Below are 17,812 nucleotides of genomic sequence, written 5' to 3' on the forward strand. Positions count from 1 at the left end.
GGGTCAGGCCTTCTCTGCGCTTTGCGCGTCGGTGTCGATATGGTCAACGCGGGCCTGCAGCGCCATCCGGTCCAGCGTGGAGAAAGGCAGTTCCACAAAGGCCGCGATCCGGCGGTGCAGCGCGCCATAGGTCTGGGCAAAGACCAGCGCCTTTTCGGCATCGGTGCCCTGCGCCTTCACCGGGTCGGGCAGACCCCAGTGGCCGGTGATCGGCTGGCCGGGCCATGGCGGGCATTCCTCGGCGGCGGCGGTGTCGCAGACGGTAAAGACAAAATCCATCTTCGGCGCTTCGGGGGTCTGGAATTCCGACAGATGCTTGGACCGCAGCGTCTGCGTGTCATGGCCGTTGCGGGCCAGCACCTCCAGCGCAAAGGGGTTGAGCTGCGTGCCAGGACGGGTGCCTGCCGAATGCGCGGCAAACCGTCCCTTGCCCAGATCGCGCAGCAGCGCCTCGGCAAAGATCGAACGGGCAGAGTTTCCGGAACAGATGAACAGCACATTAAAACCGGTGGTGCGCATGACGGGATCGTCCTTTTGATGCGACAGAAACGCAGACAGCAGATCGGGACGGGCGCGGCCCACATCCAGCGCGAGGTAGCCGATCAGCCCCTCGGTGGTGTCCAGATCGACGGAATAGAACAGCGACCGCCCCTGCCGGTCCACCTGCACCAGCCCCGACGCGGTCAGGTCCGACAGATGGTGCGACAGCGTGTTGGGCTTCAGCCCCAGCGCCCCGGCAATCTCTGTCGGGCGCACGCCACGCGGGGTAAACCGCATCAGCAGGCGAAAGACAGCAAGACGGCCGGGATGGCCGAGGGTGGCAAAGGCATGAGCGGCGCGATTCTGTTCCATATTTCCGGAATACAGGAAATATGAACGCAATGCCAGAAAAACCGGCACAGCCCCGCCTGCGGTGACAGAAGCAAGGCAAACGGCAAAAAGCCCGCGGCACGGAATGCGCGGGCTTGTGCGATTTTTCTTTTGAGGGGGAAGGCGCAGCGTTCGGGAGCTGCTGCGCAAATTGGTCGGAGTGAGAGGATTCGAACCTCCGACCCCCTGCTCCCGAAGCAGGTGCGCTACCAGGCTGCGCTACACTCCGACCGTGCCGCGCGAACTACCGCAGGCTCAGCGCTTTGGCAAGGCCTCTTTCATCACCTTGTCACGGCGGCGCAGCGCGCGCAGCAGCGGACCGACCCGCAGCGAGGTGCCGAATTCGATCCGGGCGCGGGTGCGCAGCACCGGCGTGTTCTCCGACGTGCCCGCGCGGCCCTCGCGCAGCACGATGTAAAGACCGCTGCCGATGATCAGCGCGGCGCCCAGCAGGGTCACCGTGTCGGGATATTCGTCAAAGAACAGCGCGCCATACAGCACCGCCCACAGCAGCTGCGAATATTGCATCGGCGCCACGATCACCGCCTCGCCCGCGCGATAGGCCGAGATCAGCAGCAGCCCACCCAGCGAGGCCAGCACCGCCATCAGCCCGACGGCGCCCAGATGCTCCACCGGCATGGGCGTGTAAACAAAGGGCATGGCGCAGGCCATGATCAGGAAGTTCGCCATCATCGGGTAAAGCAGCAGCACCACCGACCGCTCGTCCTGCCCGATCTTGCGCACCACGATGGAGGCGAAGCTGCCGCAGACCGCCGCCACCAGCGCCGCCGCATGGCCCAGCGTCAGATCGGTGCTGCCCGGGCGCAGCACCACCATGACCCCGGCCAGTCCCACCAGCACCGCGATCCAGCGCCGCAGCCGCACCTGTTCGCCAAGAATGGGAATCGCCAAGACGGTGATCAGCAGCGGCTGCGCAAAGATGATGGCGTAGGTTTCAGCCAGCGGCAGCACCGAAAAGGCGTAGAACGCCGCCACCCCGGTGATGACCGCCGACAGCGTGCGCAGCGCGGTCCACCACGGATGGATCGGGCGCAGATGGCCGGGGGTCGTGTCGCGAATCAGCATCAGGCTGACCAGCGGAAAGCTCAGCAGCACGGAAAAGAACACGATCTGGAACGGGCTGTAATCGGCACCGAGGAATTTCACGATCACATCATGTGTCGAGTAAACCCCGAAGGTCAGCAGCGCCAGCAGCGCGCCCTTGGCATTCGGTCCCATGTCATTCCGCCTGTTCTGCCCGAGTTCCGGGCAAGGGTTAGCCTCAAAACCTGCGGTTTCAATGCCGGAGGGCCCGCGTCCTGCCTGCGGAGGCGGCGTTGCGCCGCCCCCGCCCTGTCACGAGGCGCCTGCCTCAGAGGCTGGCATCCAGCGCGGCGAGGATCGCGCTGCCCATTTCGGCGGTGGTGACGGGGGCCACGCCCTCCTGCCCCAGCAGATCGGCGGTGCGCAGACCGTCAGCCAGCACCCGCTCCACGGCCTTTTCCAGCCGGTCGGCCTCGGCGCCCTGATCGAAGCTGTAGCGCAGCGCCATGGCGAAGCTGAGGATACAGGCGATCGGATTGGCCTTGCCCTGCCCGGCGATGTCGGGGGCGGAGCCATGCACCGGCTCGTAAAGCGCCTTGGGACGGCCATTCGCCATCGGCGCGCCCAGCGAGGCGGAGGGCAGCATGCCAAGGCTGCCGGTCAGCATCGCCGCCAGATCCGACAGCAGGTCGCCGAACAGGTTGTCGGTCACGATCACGTCGAACTGCTTGGGCCAGCGGGTCAGCTGCATGGCGCCGGCATCGGCATACATGTGGGTCAGCGCGACCTCGGGGTAATCCTTGCCGACCTCGGTCACCACCTCGCGCCAGAGCACGCCGGATTCCATGACATTGGCCTTTTCCATGGAACAGAGCTTGCGGTTGCGGCGCATCGCCAGTTCGAAGGCCGACCGCGCCACGCGGTCGATTTCCGATTCGGTGTAGCGCTGGGTGTTGATGCCCACCCGCTCGTTGCCCTCTTCGAAGATGCCGCGCGGTTCGCCGAAATAGACGCCGGAGGTCAGTTCGCGCACGATCATGATGTCGAGCCCGGCCACCACATCGGTCTTCAGCGAGGAGAAATCGGCCAGCGCGTCAAAGCACTGCGCCGGGCGCAGGTTGGCGTAAAGATCCATCTCCTTGCGCAGGCGCAGCAGGCCGCGTTCCGGCTTCAGCGAGAAATCGAGGCTGTCGTATTTCGGCCCCCCCACGGCGCCCAGCAGCACTGCGTCCACCTCCTGCGCCTTGGCCATGGTGTCATCATGCAGCGGCGTGCCATGCGCGTCATAGGCGCAGCCGCCCACCAGATCTTCGGACACATCGAACACCAGCCCGCGCTTCGCGCCATACCAGTCGATGATCCGGCGGACCTCGGCCATCACCTCGGGGCCGATGCCGTCCCCCGGCAGGATGAGAAGCGAAGGGTTGCTCATGGGTCTGTTCCTCTCCTCGGAATGTTGGTCATCGCCTAGCCGAGGGGGGACGGCTGGTCAAGAAATCAGGGGGATGGCCCCTGTGGCGGCCAAGCCAGCGACAGCGCCACCAGCCGGTGCAGCTGCCCCTCCGCGGCGGGCCAGACCCGTGCCGCGGTGACCCGCAGGCCAGCCGAGGGCAGCGCGTAGCTGACCCGCATCGGACCGGCGGTTTTCCACGCGACGGTGGGCTCGTCCGGCAGCGGATCCTGCAGCCGCGGATCGGCCAGCAGCGCCTGCATGTCCTGCCGCAGCCCCTCCCCCCGGTCGGGGTCAAGATTGGCATTGCCCATCAGCACGAAAGGCCCCGCCCCCCCGTCAAAGCCGCCCTCCATCCACAGCGACCACAGCCGCAGCTCGTCGGCGTTGCGGCGGCCATTGCGATCCTCCGGCCCGTCAAAGACCGGGGGCGTGGCGGCGAAGGCCAGAAGGGTCAGCGGCCCCTCTGGCGCGTCCAGCGTGACCACCCAATGGCCGGTGGAGGACAGGCGCTGCAGGTCATGCCCGGGATCATCGGCGGCGATGCGGCTCTGCGGCAGATCGCGCCACAGCAGGTCCGACAGATCGCGCGCCACCACCAGCGGCCAGCGCGACAGCAGCGCCATGCCGCCCTGCCCGGCAAAGCGGCCATAGCCCTGCGCGTCCCGCGCGCCGCCCAGCCGCCCGTCGCCATCCAGATCGCGCCCGGTGGCCATGCCGGTATTGGGCAGCAAGGCCAGCCGGTGCGGATAGGCGGCCCCGCCTTCCGCCAGCAGCGCCGCAAGCGCCGCCAGCGCGGCACCGCCCGCGTCAAAATCCACATGGGTCAGCAGCAGCACATCCGGCGCCGCCTCTGTCACCTGCGCCACCAGCGCCTGCAGATCCGGCCCCGGATCCTGCAGGTCGCGCAGCAGCAGGCCCGGCCCGTCACGGGACAGATCGGCATGCCATGTCGCAAGGGTCAGATCCGCCGCATGGCCGGGCAGGGCCAGCAGCAGCGCCAGAAGCAGGCTCAGGCCGCCTGCAACTGCGCCTGCGCATAGGCGCGACGGCGTTTTTCTTCGATCAGCTGGGCGATGCGCGTCAGCGCGATGCCCCGCATGATCAGGCTGGCAGGAAGAAAGGCCCATGCGCTCATCGTCCAGATCAGGGTCTGCGGATGGGTGAGGGACAGCGGGTCGATCATTCCAACCGCAAACTTCATGATCGCCGGGATCAGGAATGGCAGAAGAAACCCTAAGGCCACGTTAACATGCGCATCCCGTTTCAGGCGGCGCAGCACGTCGCCGCCGGTGGTGGGATCAAAAAGCGGCAGATTGACCCAGAAATTGAAGGATCCGCGCCGGACCGGCCAGTTCAGCAGCCGCACCGTCACCACAAAGGCCGCCATGGTCAGCAGCGAGGCGAGATAGGCGAGCCCGGCATGCGTGCGCAGCCGCGCAAGTTCGGCGCCAGACATGTCTTCGGTGCCCAGAAGCACCATCAGCCGCACCGGCGAGAACGGAAAATCCAGCGCATGGCCGATTCCCGTGCCCAGCGTGGTCAGCCAGACGGTCAGCCCGGTCGGATGGATCTCGCCCCGCGCGATCAGCGTCAGGCTCAGCACCGTGGCCAGAAGTGCTATGGCGCGGATGCGGTTGAACGGCGGCGCGTCACGGAATTCGACGATGGAGGGATAGTCGCCATAATATTCGGCAAAGGTCAGAACGGCGGCGATCAGCGCCAGAAGTGCGGTGATATGCGCGCTGTCCACAGGCTTTTCGGGCAGCAGCAGAGCGGGCGCCGCCACCAGCAGCGCCATCACAACGGCCCGCGAGCCGGCTTTCACCAGGCGATCAATCACGTGCTCTGCCTCTCTGGTCCGGACGGAGTCGGTCTGGCGCCAACCCTTTGTCCCACCTTGCCGCCTTGGGGCGGACTGCCTCATTATCGCCCAAATTCTGCCCACTTTCACTCCAGCCATCAATATTTCCGTAATAAAGACAGCCACAATCGGGCGGATTCGTGGAGAAACAGGTGCCATTTTGCATCAATCCCCAAGGCAATAGCGGATCCTCCCCCAGACGCCACAAGATATGGTCAGAGACGTTGCGGGATCCCGCCGCGCCGATTTGACATGGCTCATGGCCCGGTGCCGCCGGACAGGGTTCAACGGACGCAGCACGAGCAGCAATCACGGAGACGCGCATGCATCCTGCCATCACCCCCGAAGACGCGGCAGCGCTGATCCCGGACGGGGCCTCGGTCCTGCTGTCGGGATTCATGGGCGTGGGCACGCCCGACCGCGTGGTCCGCGCGCTCGCCGCCTCCGGGCGCCGCAACCTGACGCTGATCGTCAACGATGCCGCCCGCCCGCATCTGGGGGTAGGCCCGCTGATCGCCGCGCGCTGCGTGCGGAAATTCATCGGCAGCCATATCGGGCTGAACCCCGACGTGCAGGCGCAGATGCGCGCGGGCACGCTGGAGGTGGATCTGGTCCCGCAGGGCACCTTTGTCGAACGCATCCGCGCCGCAGGCATGGGGCTGGGCGGGGTGCTGACCCCCACCGGGCTCGGCACGCTGGTGGCCAAGGGCAAGCGGGTGATCGAGGTGGAGGGCAAACCCTTCCTGCTGGAACCGCCGCTGCGCGCGGATTTTGCGCTGATCGCCGCGCGCAGCTGCGATTATGTCGGCAACCTGACCTACATGCTGAGCGCCACGAATTTTAACCCGATCATGGCGCTGGCCGGGGCGGTGGTGATCGCGGAACCCGAAGAGATCGTGCCGGTCGGAATGATCCCGCCAGATGCGGTCAAAACGCCGGGCGTGCTGGTGGATCATGTGATCCGGAGGGCGGCATGAGACCGGATCCGCATCTGATGACCCCCAAGGATCTGATCGCCCGCCGCGTGGCGCAGGAGATCCGGCCCGGCACGCTGGTCAATCTGGGTATCGGCATTCCGACCCGGGTCTCCGATCACCTGCCCGAAGGGATGGGCGTGTTCTTCCAGTCGGAAAACGGCGTGGTCGGGCTGGGTCACCGCCCGCCCGAGGGCATGGGCGACCGGCACCTGACCGATGCGGGGGGCAGCTGCGTGTCGGCGGTGCCGGGTGCGTCGATCATCGACAGCGCCTTTTCCTTCGGACTGATCCGGGGCGGGCATCTGGATCTGACCGTGCTGGGCGGGCTGCAGGTGGATGCGCGGGGACGGCTCGCCAACTGGATGATCCCCGGGGAATATGTGCCCGGAATGGGCGGCGCCATGGATCTGGTGACCGGGGCCAAGCGGGTGATCGTGGCGATGCTGCATTGCGTCCACGGCCAGTCCAAGATCGTGCCGGAATGCACGCTGCCCCTCACCTCGCCGCGGCGGGTCGACCTGATCGTGACCGAGCTTGCGGTGATCGCCCCGCGCGAGGACGGGCTGCACCTGCTGGAAACAGCACCAGATGTCAGTCTGGCCGAGGTTCTGGCCGCGACCGCAGCGCCGCTGCTGGTGGCGGGGGAAGTGCCGGAGATGGATCTTCGCTGATCTGTCGCACGGGAGGGCGAGGGCAGAGGGGGCGCTGCCCCCGCGCCAGCGGCGCCCCCCGGAGTTTATCCGGCAAGATGAACCGCAGGCTCCGCACCCGGCTTCATCTTGCCCCTAAACTCCCGCCGGAGGCAGGCCGGAGCGTGCTCCGGGCGCGGGGGCGGGAAATGGCGCGGACGGCTGCCAGAAGCCGCCCGCGGATTTCGCAGTCAGGCAGGGATCAGACCCAGGGGCGGGACTGGGCGGACTGGCTTTCGAAGCTGTCGATGGCGGTGACCTTTTCCATGGTCAGGCCGATGTCATCGAGCCCGTTCATCAGGCAATGCTTGCGGAACGGATCCAGTTCGAAGGCGAAGCTTTCGCCATCGGAGGTGGTGACGGTCTGGTTTTCCAGATCCACGGTCATGCGGGCGTTGGAGCCTTTTTCGGCATCCTTCATCAGCACGTCGACCGCCTCCTGCGGCAGCACGATGGGCAGCATGCCGTTTTTGAAGCAGTTGTTGTAGAAGATGTCGGCGAAGGAGGTGGAGATCACCGCCTTTACGCCAAAATCCGCCAGCGCCCAGGGCGCGTGTTCGCGCGAGGAGCCGCAGCCGAAATTGTCCCCGGCGACGAGGATCTGCGCCTCGCGGTACTGGGGTTTGTTCAGCACGAAATCGGGGTTCTCCGACCCGTCGGCGAGATAGCGCATCTCGTCAAAGGCATGCACGCCGAGGCCGGAGCGCTTGATCGTCTTCAGGAACTGCTTCGGGATGATCATGTCGGTGTCGATATTGACCAGCGGCATGGGCGCCGCGATCCCGGTCAGCTTTTCGAATTTTTCCATCTGTCCCTCCTGGGGGCCGGGGCCGGGATCCGGGGTCTGCGCGGCAGGGCTGATGTCCTGCGCGGGACCGGGCCGGATCCTGTCTGCCCGAACTGCAAAACAGGGGCCCCGCACCGGGGCCCCGGGGATCGTTCAGGCCTGAGCCGGTTCGGTCATCAGGTCGCGCACATCGGTCAGGCGCCCGGTGATGGCCGCCGCTGCCGCCATGGCGGGCGACATCAGATGCGTGCGTCCGCCCTTGCCCTGCCGGCCCTCGAAATTGCGGTTCGAGGTGGCGGCGCAGCGTTCGCCGGGCGACAGCTGGTCGGGGTTCATGGCAAGGCACATGGAGCAGCCCGCCAGACGCCATTCGAAGCCAGCATCAAGGAAGATCTGCGCCAGACCTTCCTCTTCGGCCTGAGCGCGGACCAGACCGGAGCCCGGCACCACCATGGCGCGCATGCCGTCCTTGATCTTCTTGCCCTTGAGGATGGCGGCAGCGGCGCGCAGATCCTCGATCCGGCCATTGGTGCAGGATCCGATGAACACCGTGTCGATGGCGATATCGGTCAGCTTCTGCCCCGGCTTCAGGCCCATATAGTCCAGCGCGCGCTGCGCCGCCTCGACCTTGCCGCCCTTGAAATCGGCAGGCGCGGGCACGGCGGCGGTGATGGGCAGCACGTCCTCGGGCGAGGTGCCCCATGTGACCACCGGTGCGATGTCTTCGCCGCGCAGGGTCACGACCTTGTCCCAATGCGCGTCGTCATCGGAATAAAGCGTCTTCCACCACGCCAGCGCCGCCTCGAACTGGGCGCCTTTGGGGGCGTGCGGGCGGCCCTGGACATAGGCGAAGGTGGTTTCGTCCGGCGCGATGAGGCCCGCGCGGGCGCCGCCCTCGATCGCCATGTTGCAGACGGTCATCCGGCCTTCCATCGACAGGGACCGGATCGCCTCGCCGCAATATTCGATGACATAACCGGTGCCGCCCGCGGTGCCGGTGGCGCCGATGACGGACAGGGTGATGTCCTTGGCGGTGACACCCGGGGCAAGCTGCCCGGTGATCTCCACCTTCATGTTCTTGGATTTCTTCTGGATCAGCGTCTGGGTGGCCAGCACATGTTCCACCTCGGAGGTGCCGATGCCATGGGCCAGCGCCCCGAAGGCGCCATGGGTCGCGGTGTGGCTGTCGCCGCAGACCACGGTCATGCCCGGCAGGGTCCAGCCCTGTTCGGGGCCGACGATATGCACGATGCCCTGACGGACATCGTCCACCGGGTAATAATGCACGCCGAAATCGCGGGCGTTGCGGTCCAGCGCCTCGACCTGAATGCGGCTTTCCTCGTTCTCGATGCCCTTGGCGCGGTCGAGCGTGGTGGGCACGTTATGGTCGGGCACGGCGATGGTGCGGCCCGGGGCGCGCACCTTGCGGCCCGCCAGACGCAGACCTTCAAAGGCCTGCGGGCTGGTCACCTCGTGCACGAGGTGGCGGTCGATATACAGAAGGCAGGTGCCGTCTTCGTCCTGCTGGACGACATGGGCATCCCAGATCTTGTCATAGAGCGTCTTGCCGGACATGAGGGTCCTCTCCGGATAGGTGAACTGGCTTGAGCTTCAGCGCGGGCTGTTCGTCCCGCGCCGGGGCGGGCTTGGGCAGCCTTATAGACGCGCCAGAACCGAAAAGGTGGCGCCGTGGAACCGTTCGCGCAGACGCACGCGGTCTCCGAGGTCGAATACCCGAGTCATGCCAGCGGGGATACAGGGCTTCGCGCCGCCGATCAAGAGCGGCTGGAACCTGCGGGCCCTGTCGCGCGTAGAGGCGGGTGTCCGGGAGTCCGCCGATGAGTCCGCTCAACATCGTCCATCTGTGCCTGATCGCGCTGCTGCTGTCGGCGCTGGCCCTCAGCCTGCCCGTGGCCGAGCCGCAGGATCTGTCGCTGATGCTGCCGCGCCGCTGAGCCCCCTCGCGCCGGAGGCGCGGTAATGCGTAAGGCGAGGGGCTCTGCCCCTCGCGCCGGAGGCGCGGCACGAAGCAAAGCGAGGGGCTCTGCCCCTCGCGCTCCCAGGGATATTTTTGCCAAGAAGAAGGGGCAGGAGCGGCGCTAGCGCAGGTCGATGCGGACGCGGCCAGAGCGGCCTTCGGCATCGATCACCGACAGCGTGGTGAAGCCGGGACCGGAGAGGGGCGCCAGAAATTCCGGGCTGCGCTGGCCGGTGAGCAGCGGCGCGCCATCGGCCAGCAGCGTGTAGGGTGGCGTGCCGCCCCGCAGCTTGACCGGGACGCCCTGCGGCGTGGCGGCAAGCCGGGCGCCATCGGGCGGGAAGGTCAGGCGCAGCGGTTCGGCCTCGGCCCGGGGGCCGAAGCGCTGCAGATGCGGCGGCAGGTCGGCATTGGCCAGCAGCAGCGTGTCGGGCGGGGGCGGCGGCAGCGGCGTGGGGTGCAGGCGGCCCAGCGCCTCGAAGAGCAGCGGGGCGGCCAGATCGCCGCCAAAGGCGCCGGGCACCGGGGTGCCGTCAGGCCGCCCGATCCAGACGCCCGCCACATGGCGCCCGTCCCAGCCCAGCGCCCATGCGTCGCGATGCCCGTAGCTGGTGCCGGTCTTGTAGGCGACGCGCCCGGGTGGTCCCGCCTGTGGTGGCGGCGGCAGCCCGGCCAGCACATGGCCCACCATCCATGCCGCGCGCGGCGCCATCAGCGGCGTGGCGGCGGCGGTGGGGGCATGGCTCTGCCAGCGCAGCGGGCGCGCCTGCCCGCCTTGCGCCAATGCCGCGTAAAGCGTCACCATCTCTTCGGGGGTGAGACCGATGCCGCCAAGGCTGATGGCGAGCCCTGCACGCCCGCCCGCCAGATCGGGGGCAAGCCCCGCGCCCTGCAGCGCCGCCATGACATGGGCGGGGCCCAGCGCCTCGGTCAGGCGGACCACGGGGATGTTGAGCGATAGCTGCAGCGCCTCGGCCACGCGGATGTCGCCGCGAAAGGCGCCGTCGAAATTCTGCGGCGCCCATGTGCCGAACTGCGCGGGCGTGTCAGAGATCAGCGTTTCGGGATGGGCGAGGCCCCGGTCGAAGGCCAGCCCGTAGATCAGCGGCTTCAGCGTCGATCCGGGCGAGCGCCGGGCGCGGGTCATGTCGACAAAGCCCTGCCCCTGTTCGGCATAGCGGGCGGATCCGAGGCTGGCGAGGATCTCTCCGGTCTGGTGGTCGGCCACGATCAGCGCCAGCGACAGGCCGGGATCGCGCCCGGCCATATAGGTGGCGGCCAGATCCTCCAGCCGCGCCTGCAGCCCCGCCTCCAGCGTCAGGTCATGGCGGCCCGGCCCCAGTGCCGCGGCGCGGTCGGCCAGATGCGGCGCAAGCTGCGGCAGGGCGCGGCGGGTGGCGGGCACCGGTTCGCCCTTGGCGGCGGCGGCGCTGGCCGCATCCAGCGCGCCCGCCGTCACCAGCCGGTCCAGCACCCGGTCGCGCGCGGCGCGGGCGGCCTGCGGATGGCGGTCAGGTCGGCGGGCCTCTGGCGATTGTGGCAGGGCCACCAGCAGGGCGATCTGCGCAGGGGTCAGGCGGGCCGGTTCCTTGCCGAACCAGACAAGGCTCGCGGCGCGCAGCCCCTCGACATTGCCGCCATAGGGGGCGCGGCCCAGATAAAGCTGCAGGATCTGCGCCTTGGTCAGCCGCCGTTCCAGCGCCAGCGCCAGCCGCACCTGCCGCAGCTTGCCCTCCCATGTGCCGGTGCCGCTGTCCTCCAGCAGGCGGGCGACCTGCATCGTCAGGGTCGAGGCGCCGGAGACGATCCGCCCCGCCGTCAGCCCCTGCCCCGCCGCGCGCAGCACCGCCAGCGCATCGACCCCGGAATGCCGGTAGAACCGCCGGTCCTCATAGGCGACCAGCATGTCGAAGAAGCGCGGATCGACCTGATCGCCCCCCAGCGCCATGCGCCAGATGCCGTCTTCGACCTGATAGGCGCGCAGCAGCACGCCGTTGCGGTCGCGCACCTCGGTGGCGGTGGCCTGCAGCAGCGGCGGCAGATCGGTGGCGGCGATCCAGTCCTCGGCCCGGTCGCGGGCAAAGGCCAGCGCCCAGAGCAGCAGGACCAGCGCGAGCAGGCCGCGCCTAGCCATCCTCCGCCGTCCAGAGCCCGGGATAGAGCGTGACAAAGCCCGACGCCGCCACCGCCAGCTGGGTGCGGAAATCGGTCTGCCACGCATGATAGCTGACCAGCCCGCCCCGGTCGCGCAGATAGGTCTGGTCCAGCGGATCAAGGCTTGGCCCCGGCAGGCGCAGCCATGCGGCGCGGGTGGCGATGCGCCCCACCTCGGGCAGGCGGCGCAGCGGCATCAGGTTGGTGGCGGGGGTGAAGGCGAAATCCACATCCTCGCAGCCGTGAAGATGCGGCTGGGGCACGCCGTTCAGCGTCCACTGCCCCTTGTCGCAGGTCAGCCGCAGCGCCAGATCCTGCCCGGCATGGGTGCCGGTCACATCGGCGCTGCGGGTGCGCCAGTCCGGCCCGGTGCGGATGACGTAATCCAGCGCGGCCCAGCCGGTGCCATCGCGGAACCGGGCATGGCCCAGAAGCATGAAGCCGCCCTCGTGCCGGGCAAGGCGGCATTTGTCCTCGCCGTCGCGGTCCAGCGCGCGCCAGTGGATATGGGCCAGTGTGGTACCGGTCATTGCACGTCCAGCGTGCCGGAGGCGGTGGTGGCGCGGTAATCGGGGCGATACATGTCCAGCACCAGCGCTGCCGGGTGATGGAACCGCCCCGGGCTGACCGCGCGCACCACATAGGCCAGACGGATCGGCGCCGTGCCCTCCTGCGTCAGCGCCGCCAGAAAGCGGTCGCTGCGGAATTCGGCGTGATCGGGCGTCGCACTCTCCAGCCAGTCGAGCCCGCGCAGATCCCCGGCGCGCAGCAGGGTCGGATTGTCGATCTCGAACCCGGCGGGCAGCGGATCGTCCAGCATCAGCCGGGCGCGCACATCTTCGGCGGGGCGGATGGTCAGCACCGTCACCAGCCGGTCACCCTGCGCCACCTCTCCGTCCAGCGGGGTGCCGTCCATGCGGTAATAGGCCCGCTCCAGCGTGTAGCCGGTGCCGCCCGCCTCTGTCGCTCCCTCCGGCACGCCCATCGTGGTCAGGGTCAGCGCGGTGGGGGTGCTGGCGGTGTTGGCGAGGGTCATGGGCGCAAGTTCGGCGCCCGGAATGCGGCGCAGCAGCGGGCCCGAGACCGGCGCCCCGTCCAGCGTCAGGCCAGAGGCTGCGGGATCATCGACCAGCGCGCGGGCCGCCATCAGCGACCACGCCTGTTCCTGCGGCGAAAGCGGGCGCCCCGCCTCTGCCACAAGCGCGGCCAGCGCGGGACGGTCCAGCGCCTCGCTCCGCGCCTCGATCCCCAGCGCCAGCGTGGCGGCGGCATCGCGCAGCACCGAGCCGTAATCGCTGCGCCAGACCTGCCCTTCCGCAGCAGAGGCCCCGGCCAGCCGTGCCCCCGCGCGGGAGAACAGCGCATCGGCGCGGGTCTGTTCGCCATAGGCGGCCAGCGCCGCGCCCAGCTGTGCCTGCGCCAGCGGCGTGGCAAAGGCCCCGGCGCGCTGGTCGGCGTAATAGCGCAGATCGCCGATGGCCGCCTGCCCTTCGCGGGCCAGCACAAGCAGCGCATAGGCCAGATCCTCGCCGCCCTGTTCGAAATCGGGGGCATAGGCGACGCGGTTGCGCAGGTTGTCGAGCGCGCTGGTGAAGGCGCGGTCCGGCACCTCATGCCCTGCGGCACGGGCGCGGCTGAGGAAATCGGTGACATAGGCATCCAGCCACAGATCCCCCGCCTCGGCCCGCCAGAGGCCGAAGCCGCCACTGCCCGCCTGCCGGGTCAGCACCCGGGCCACCGCCTGATCGATGCGCTGCGTGATCCGCGCGGCATCACCCAGACCCAGCGGCCCGGCGAGCGGCGCCAGCGACAGCAGCGGCAGCGCCTGCGAGGTCACCTGTTCGGTGCAGCCATAGGGATAGCGGTCGAGCGAGGCCAGAAGCCCCGGCACGTCGAACCGCGCCATCGGCCCGGCAGAGACCATGACCTCGGCGCTGTCGGGCAGAAGCCCGCTCAGGATCTCGGCATCCAGCGTGAAGCTGTCGCCGGGATCCAGCGTCAGGCGGCGGGTGCTGGCGACCTGCGGATCATTGGCGCGCACGCCCACCGTCAGCGCCTTGGTCAGGCGCTGGCCGTCGGGCGTGGTCAGCGCCACGGTGATGGCGTGATCGCCCGGCGCCGCTGCTGTCAGCGGCAGGGTGATCCGGGTGCTGCCGCCTTCGGGCAGGGTGACCGTGGCGGGGGCGGCGCCCAGCGTCAGGCCCTCGGCGCTGACTTCCAGCGCCATCTCGCCTGCGGCCCCGGTGGTGTGGGTCAGATCCAGCGCCAGCCGGGTCTGGTCCCCCGGCGCCAGAAAGCGCGGCAGCGCTGCGGCAATCACCACCGGGTCGCGCACCAGCACATCGGCCTGCGCCTGCCCCACCGCCGTCTTGGTCCATGCCACCGCCATCAGCCGCACCGTGCCGTTGAAATCCGGCAGATCAAAGCTGACCTCGGCGCGGCCATCGGGGCCGACCGTGACCGGGCCGGAGAAGAAGGCGACCAGATCCTCGGTCGGCGGCGGGCTTTCCAGACGCATCATCGCCCCCGCATCCCCGCCGGAGCGCAGCCGCCCCATGGCGCCCTGCGATCCGTCAATGAGCCGACCGTAGATGTCGCGGATTTCCACCCCCAGACGGCGCTGGCCGAAATAATGCTCAAAGGGATCGGGGCTTTCAAAGCCGGTCAGGTTCAGGATGCCCAGATCCACCGCCGCGACGGTGACATGGGCGGTCTCGCCCTCGGGCAGGCTGTCCAGCACCACGGCAGCGCGCAGCGGCCCGCGCGGCGCAGCCTCGGTCGCGGTGTCCAGACTGACCTCAAGCGCGCGGTCGCCCGGCGCGATGGCGGCATGGGCAAGGCCAAGGCTGCGCGCGGGCTGCTGCCCGCTGGCCTGATCCATGGGCCGCAGCAGCTGCGCCGTGACATAGGCGCCCGCCCCCCACTCCTCGGTCACCGGCAGGTCGATCACCGTCTCGCCCTCGGGCAGATCCACTGCCTGCATGGCGATGACATGATCCGACAGCACGGTGATCAGCGCCTTGCCCGCATGGCGCGGCACCACGCGCAACTGCGCGGTCTCGCCGGGGGCATAGGCGGGCTGGTCCAGCGACAGATCCAGCATGTCGGGGGTGGCCACGGCCCCGGCGGGCGCATACCAGCCCGCCTCGAACCCGACAGAGGTGGCGCTGTAGGCGCCATCGGTGCGCGCCACCACCAGTTCATACTGGCCCCAGTCCAGATCCGCGCTGACCCGCACCGGATCGCCGCCCAGCGTGGCGGTGCCGGTGGCGATGGTGCTGCGGCTGGTCACCGGTTCCCAGTTCCAGCTGCCGTAAAGCTGATACCACTGATAGCGGGTTTCGATGCGGTTCACCTGCCATTCGACCTCGGCGCTCACCGGCGCCAGATCGGCGCCAAAGGCCTGCAGCAGAAAGCTGGCCTCGGTGCCTTCGGGCAGGGTGCCGTCAAATTCCGGGCGGATGCCCAGCATCGCGGCTTCGGGCAGCAGCGGACGGGTCAGGCTGCGTTCCACCGGACGCCCCGATCCTTCGGCCACGCGCAGCGTCGCGCGCAGCTCCTGCGGCTGGCCGGGGCTGGCGGGGTCGGGCAGCGGCAGCAGCAGATCCGCAGCGCCTTCGGCATCGGTGCGCAGTGCGGCGGCAAGGCTGTCGCGGCGCGGATCCCCCGGCGCGTCATGGCGGCCAAAGCGGTAGCCGGGCAGCGCCTCCAGCGTGGCAAGCGGGGTCAGCGTCACCTCCCCCTCCAGCGGCAGATCGGCGCCAGGCGCGCCGAACAGGTAATCGGCCTGAACCTGAAGGCGCGGCAGGGTCGCGGCGGTCAGCGGACCTTCGGGCAGGGACAGGGTCAGATCCAGCCGTTCGGGCACAAAATCCTCGACCAGCAGCGGGGTGGAGGTCAGCGGCTCCGCCTGCGGATCGCCGTAAAGCGCCAGCCGCCACGTGCCACGCGGCACCGACGGCGCCAGCGGAAACTGCAGCACATGGCCGCCATTCACCCCCGTGCCGGACACCTGCCGCGCATGTTCCACGCCATCGGGACGGGTCAGCACGGCGGTCAGCGGCAGATCGGTCACCGCCCGCACCCGGGCATCGCGCAGCAGCGCCGTGGCATGGATGGTCTCTCCGGCGCGATAGGCGCCCCGGTCGGTGGTGAGGAACGCATCCACCGGCCCGGCAGGCGCGCGGCCCGCCACCCCCCGGTCGGACAGATCGAAGGCCGGATCGGTCAGCGACAGGAAGGCCAGATCCGCCTCGCCCTGACGGGCCAGAACCAGCGCGGGCGCGGCGCCCCCGGTGCCACGCATCAGCCCGGCGGCAAAGCGCGCCACGCCCTGATCGTCGGTCTGCACCGTCTCCAGCACGCGGTTGGCGCGCGAAACAAGCTGCACCTCCAGCCCCTGCAGCGGCGTGGCCCCCGACAGCGCGCGGGCAAAGACGGTCAGTCCGTCAGTGCCCGACAGCGTGGTGAGCCCGATATCCGACAGCACGAACCACTGCGTGGCGGCGGGCGTGTCATAGGGATCGGCCCCCGGCACGGCAGCGGACAGCGCATAAATCCCGGCAGGCAGCCCGCCCACCACCTCGCCCAAGGGCAGCCGGGTGGTGACATCGGCGTTAAGCTGGTTTTCCACCTCGCCCGTGCCGGTCCAGATGGTTTCCGACAGATCGGCGCCAAAGCGGTCCTGTTCCCACGCATCCAGCGGACGCCCGAACAGATCCTCCTGCAGGGTGCGGATCAGGCTGCGGTCCGACACGCGGCGCAGGGTCAGGTCGATCTGCGACAGGTTCACCGTTTCCACCGGCAGGCCCGCGCCTTCGGTCTTGGGCAGCACATAGGCGCGGCCCGGAAAGCGCACGGCAGGGGTCCGGTCGCGCACATAGGCGGTGATCGGCACGTCGTTCGGCAGCGCCTCGCCCTCGGCAGAGGGCAGACCGGCGCGGAAGGTCACCTCATAGCTCTGGCCATGGTCCAGCCCCATGACGCACAGGCGGCTGTCCTCGGCGCTGACCGCAAGCCGGGGATCGGGCAGGCGCACGAAGCTGGCATAATCCACCCCCGCCGCAGCCAAGGGTTCGGAAAACTGCGCGCAGAGCCGGGGATCGGCGGCATCGGAGCTGACCTCGTGATCGGTGATGCGGAAGCCGAACTGCGCGCGCGCGTCCTCCAGCGCCGCCGCGATTTCGGGGCGCGGCGCCAGATCCTGCGCCAGCCGCAGCGCGGGCACGGACTCGCGCCCGCGATCCACCGCCTGCAGGGCCTGCGCCAGCTGCAGCAGCGCGCTGCCGGTCTGCGGGCCGGGGGCCGCGCGCAGCGTGCCGTTCACCGCCGCCGACAGCGCCTGACTGCGCAGGGTCCACGGGTCATCCCCCGCTTCGGCCCGCGCCAGCGTCAGCCGGGCATAATCCAGCCACAGGTCGGCGGCATCGCTCTGCGCCAGCGCCGCCCCGGTCCAGCCCCATGCGCCGCGCAGATCGCCCTGCGCCTCCGCCTGACGGGCGGCATCCAGCAGCGCGGCGCTGTCCCAGTCGCCGCCCTCGTGGCGCAGGCCAAGCGCCAAAGCCTCCTGCCGCGCCGCCTCCAGATCCTCGGGGCGCAGCATGTCCAGATCGGCAGCCCGCGCCGTGGCCTGTGCCGCCAGCGCCGGATCGGCATTCAGAACCCGGGCCGAGATGGCGCCGTCATAGGGCTGCACCTCGGTCACGCCGGATTTGGGGAAACAGGCCCGCGAACGGGTGTTGTAGGTGAAGGCGCCACAGGCGGGATCGTTCAGGCACTGCGCCTGACAGGCTTCCAGCGTGGTGTCGAACAGCGTGGCCAGATCGGATCCGTAGAAATCCGCGCCGCGCGTGACCACCATCCGCCGCTCGGGGATCAGATCCTGCGCGGCCCCCGCCGAAGCTGCCGCCACTGCCAGCGCGATCCCAAGAAACAGCGTCCGCATGCCAATCTCCTCACCTGACCGCACCATGGTGCCCCTGCCCCGGAGCGAAGGCAAG

General features: G+C 69.2%; 12 protein-coding genes and 1 tRNA gene. 2 read left to right on the top strand and 11 right to left on the bottom strand.

The annotated features are described in order from the left end of the window. Nucleotides 1-3 precede the first annotated feature (3 nt). The 6 genes from VK682_RS01395 to VK682_RS01420 all read right to left on the bottom strand — a co-directional run bounded on the left by VK682_RS01395 (nucleotide 4) and on the right by VK682_RS01420 (nucleotide 5,207). A complete protein-coding gene (locus VK682_RS01395) occupies nucleotides 4-852 on the bottom strand; it encodes an arsenate reductase/protein-tyrosine-phosphatase family protein (protein WP_230794739.1) in 849 nt (282 codons plus the stop codon). A 170-nt stretch (nucleotides 853-1,022) separates the two neighbouring features. Next, nucleotides 1,023-1,099 (bottom strand) — tRNA-Pro (locus tag VK682_RS01400). Between the two features lie 26 nt (nucleotides 1,100-1,125). Beyond that, nucleotides 1,126-2,109 carry a DMT family transporter gene (locus tag VK682_RS01405; protein ID WP_089842567.1) on the bottom strand — a complete coding sequence of 328 codons (984 nt, stop codon included), beginning with the start codon at nucleotides 2,107-2,109 and terminating at the stop codon, nucleotides 1,126-1,128. Nucleotides 2,110-2,242: 133 nt separating this feature from the next. Next, nucleotides 2,243-3,346 carry a 3-isopropylmalate dehydrogenase gene (gene leuB / locus VK682_RS01410; protein WP_089842570.1) on the bottom strand — a complete coding sequence of 368 codons (1,104 nt, stop codon included), beginning with the start codon at nucleotides 3,344-3,346 and terminating at the stop codon, nucleotides 2,243-2,245. A gap of 65 nt (nucleotides 3,347-3,411) precedes the next feature. Continuing rightward, nucleotides 3,412-4,494 (bottom strand): endonuclease/exonuclease/phosphatase family protein, encoded by a 1,083-nt coding sequence (locus VK682_RS01415; RefSeq protein WP_230794740.1) that lies wholly within the window; start codon nucleotides 4,492-4,494, stop codon nucleotides 3,412-3,414. Continuing rightward, the gene (locus VK682_RS01420; RefSeq protein WP_089842573.1) at nucleotides 4,377-5,207 is read right to left on the bottom strand and encodes a hypothetical protein; all 831 of its coding nucleotides are present in this window, start codon (nucleotides 5,205-5,207) and stop codon (nucleotides 4,377-4,379) included. Before VK682_RS01420 ends, VK682_RS01415 begins: the two co-directional genes overlap by 118 nt. 344 nt (nucleotides 5,208-5,551) lie before the next feature. Here VK682_RS01420 and VK682_RS01425 point away from each other — a divergent pair, with 344 nt between their 5' ends. Both VK682_RS01425 and VK682_RS01430 read left to right on the top strand, forming a co-directional pair. Beyond that, nucleotides 5,552-6,205, top strand: coding sequence for a CoA transferase subunit A (locus tag VK682_RS01425; protein WP_230794741.1), 654 nt, complete (start codon nucleotides 5,552-5,554; stop codon nucleotides 6,203-6,205). 17 nt (nucleotides 6,206-6,222) lie between these two features. After that, nucleotides 6,223-6,876: a 3-oxoacid CoA-transferase subunit B gene (locus tag VK682_RS01430; RefSeq protein WP_230795119.1), complete on the top strand. Its 654-nt coding sequence runs from the start codon at nucleotides 6,223-6,225 to the stop codon at nucleotides 6,874-6,876. Nucleotides 6,877-7,096: 220 nt separating this feature from the next. Here VK682_RS01430 and leuD read toward each other — a convergent pair whose 3' ends face one another. The 5 genes from leuD to VK682_RS01455 form a co-directional block, all read right to left on the bottom strand. Next, nucleotides 7,097-7,702, bottom strand: a complete 606-nt coding sequence (leuD, locus tag VK682_RS01435) for a 3-isopropylmalate dehydratase small subunit (protein WP_230794742.1) — start codon at nucleotides 7,700-7,702, stop codon at nucleotides 7,097-7,099. Between the two features lie 132 nt (nucleotides 7,703-7,834). After that, the gene (gene leuC / locus VK682_RS01440) at nucleotides 7,835-9,256 is read right to left on the bottom strand and encodes a 3-isopropylmalate dehydratase large subunit (protein ID WP_089842585.1); all 1,422 of its coding nucleotides are present in this window, start codon (nucleotides 9,254-9,256) and stop codon (nucleotides 7,835-7,837) included. Between the two features lie 524 nt (nucleotides 9,257-9,780). Continuing rightward, nucleotides 9,781-11,793 carry a penicillin-binding protein 1C gene (gene pbpC / locus VK682_RS01445; RefSeq protein ID WP_230794743.1) on the bottom strand — a complete coding sequence of 671 codons (2,013 nt, stop codon included), beginning with the start codon at nucleotides 11,791-11,793 and terminating at the stop codon, nucleotides 9,781-9,783. Then, complete coding sequence (locus VK682_RS01450) at nucleotides 11,786-12,343, bottom strand: putative glycolipid-binding domain-containing protein (RefSeq protein WP_230794744.1); 558 nt, start codon at nucleotides 12,341-12,343, stop codon at nucleotides 11,786-11,788. The genes pbpC and VK682_RS01450 overlap by 8 nt, the downstream gene beginning before the upstream one ends. Next, on the bottom strand, nucleotides 12,340-17,757 hold the full coding sequence (locus tag VK682_RS01455; protein WP_324781334.1) for an alpha-2-macroglobulin family protein: 5,418 nt from the start codon (nucleotides 17,755-17,757) through the stop codon (nucleotides 12,340-12,342). The genes VK682_RS01450 and VK682_RS01455 overlap by 4 nt, the downstream gene beginning before the upstream one ends. Nucleotides 17,758-17,812: the final 55 nt, after the last annotated feature.

Origin of the sequence: Salipiger marinus (assembly GCF_035481585.1) — a bacterium.
In the GTDB taxonomy this organism is placed as follows: Bacteria; Pseudomonadota; Alphaproteobacteria; order Rhodobacterales; family Rhodobacteraceae; genus Salipiger; species Salipiger marinus.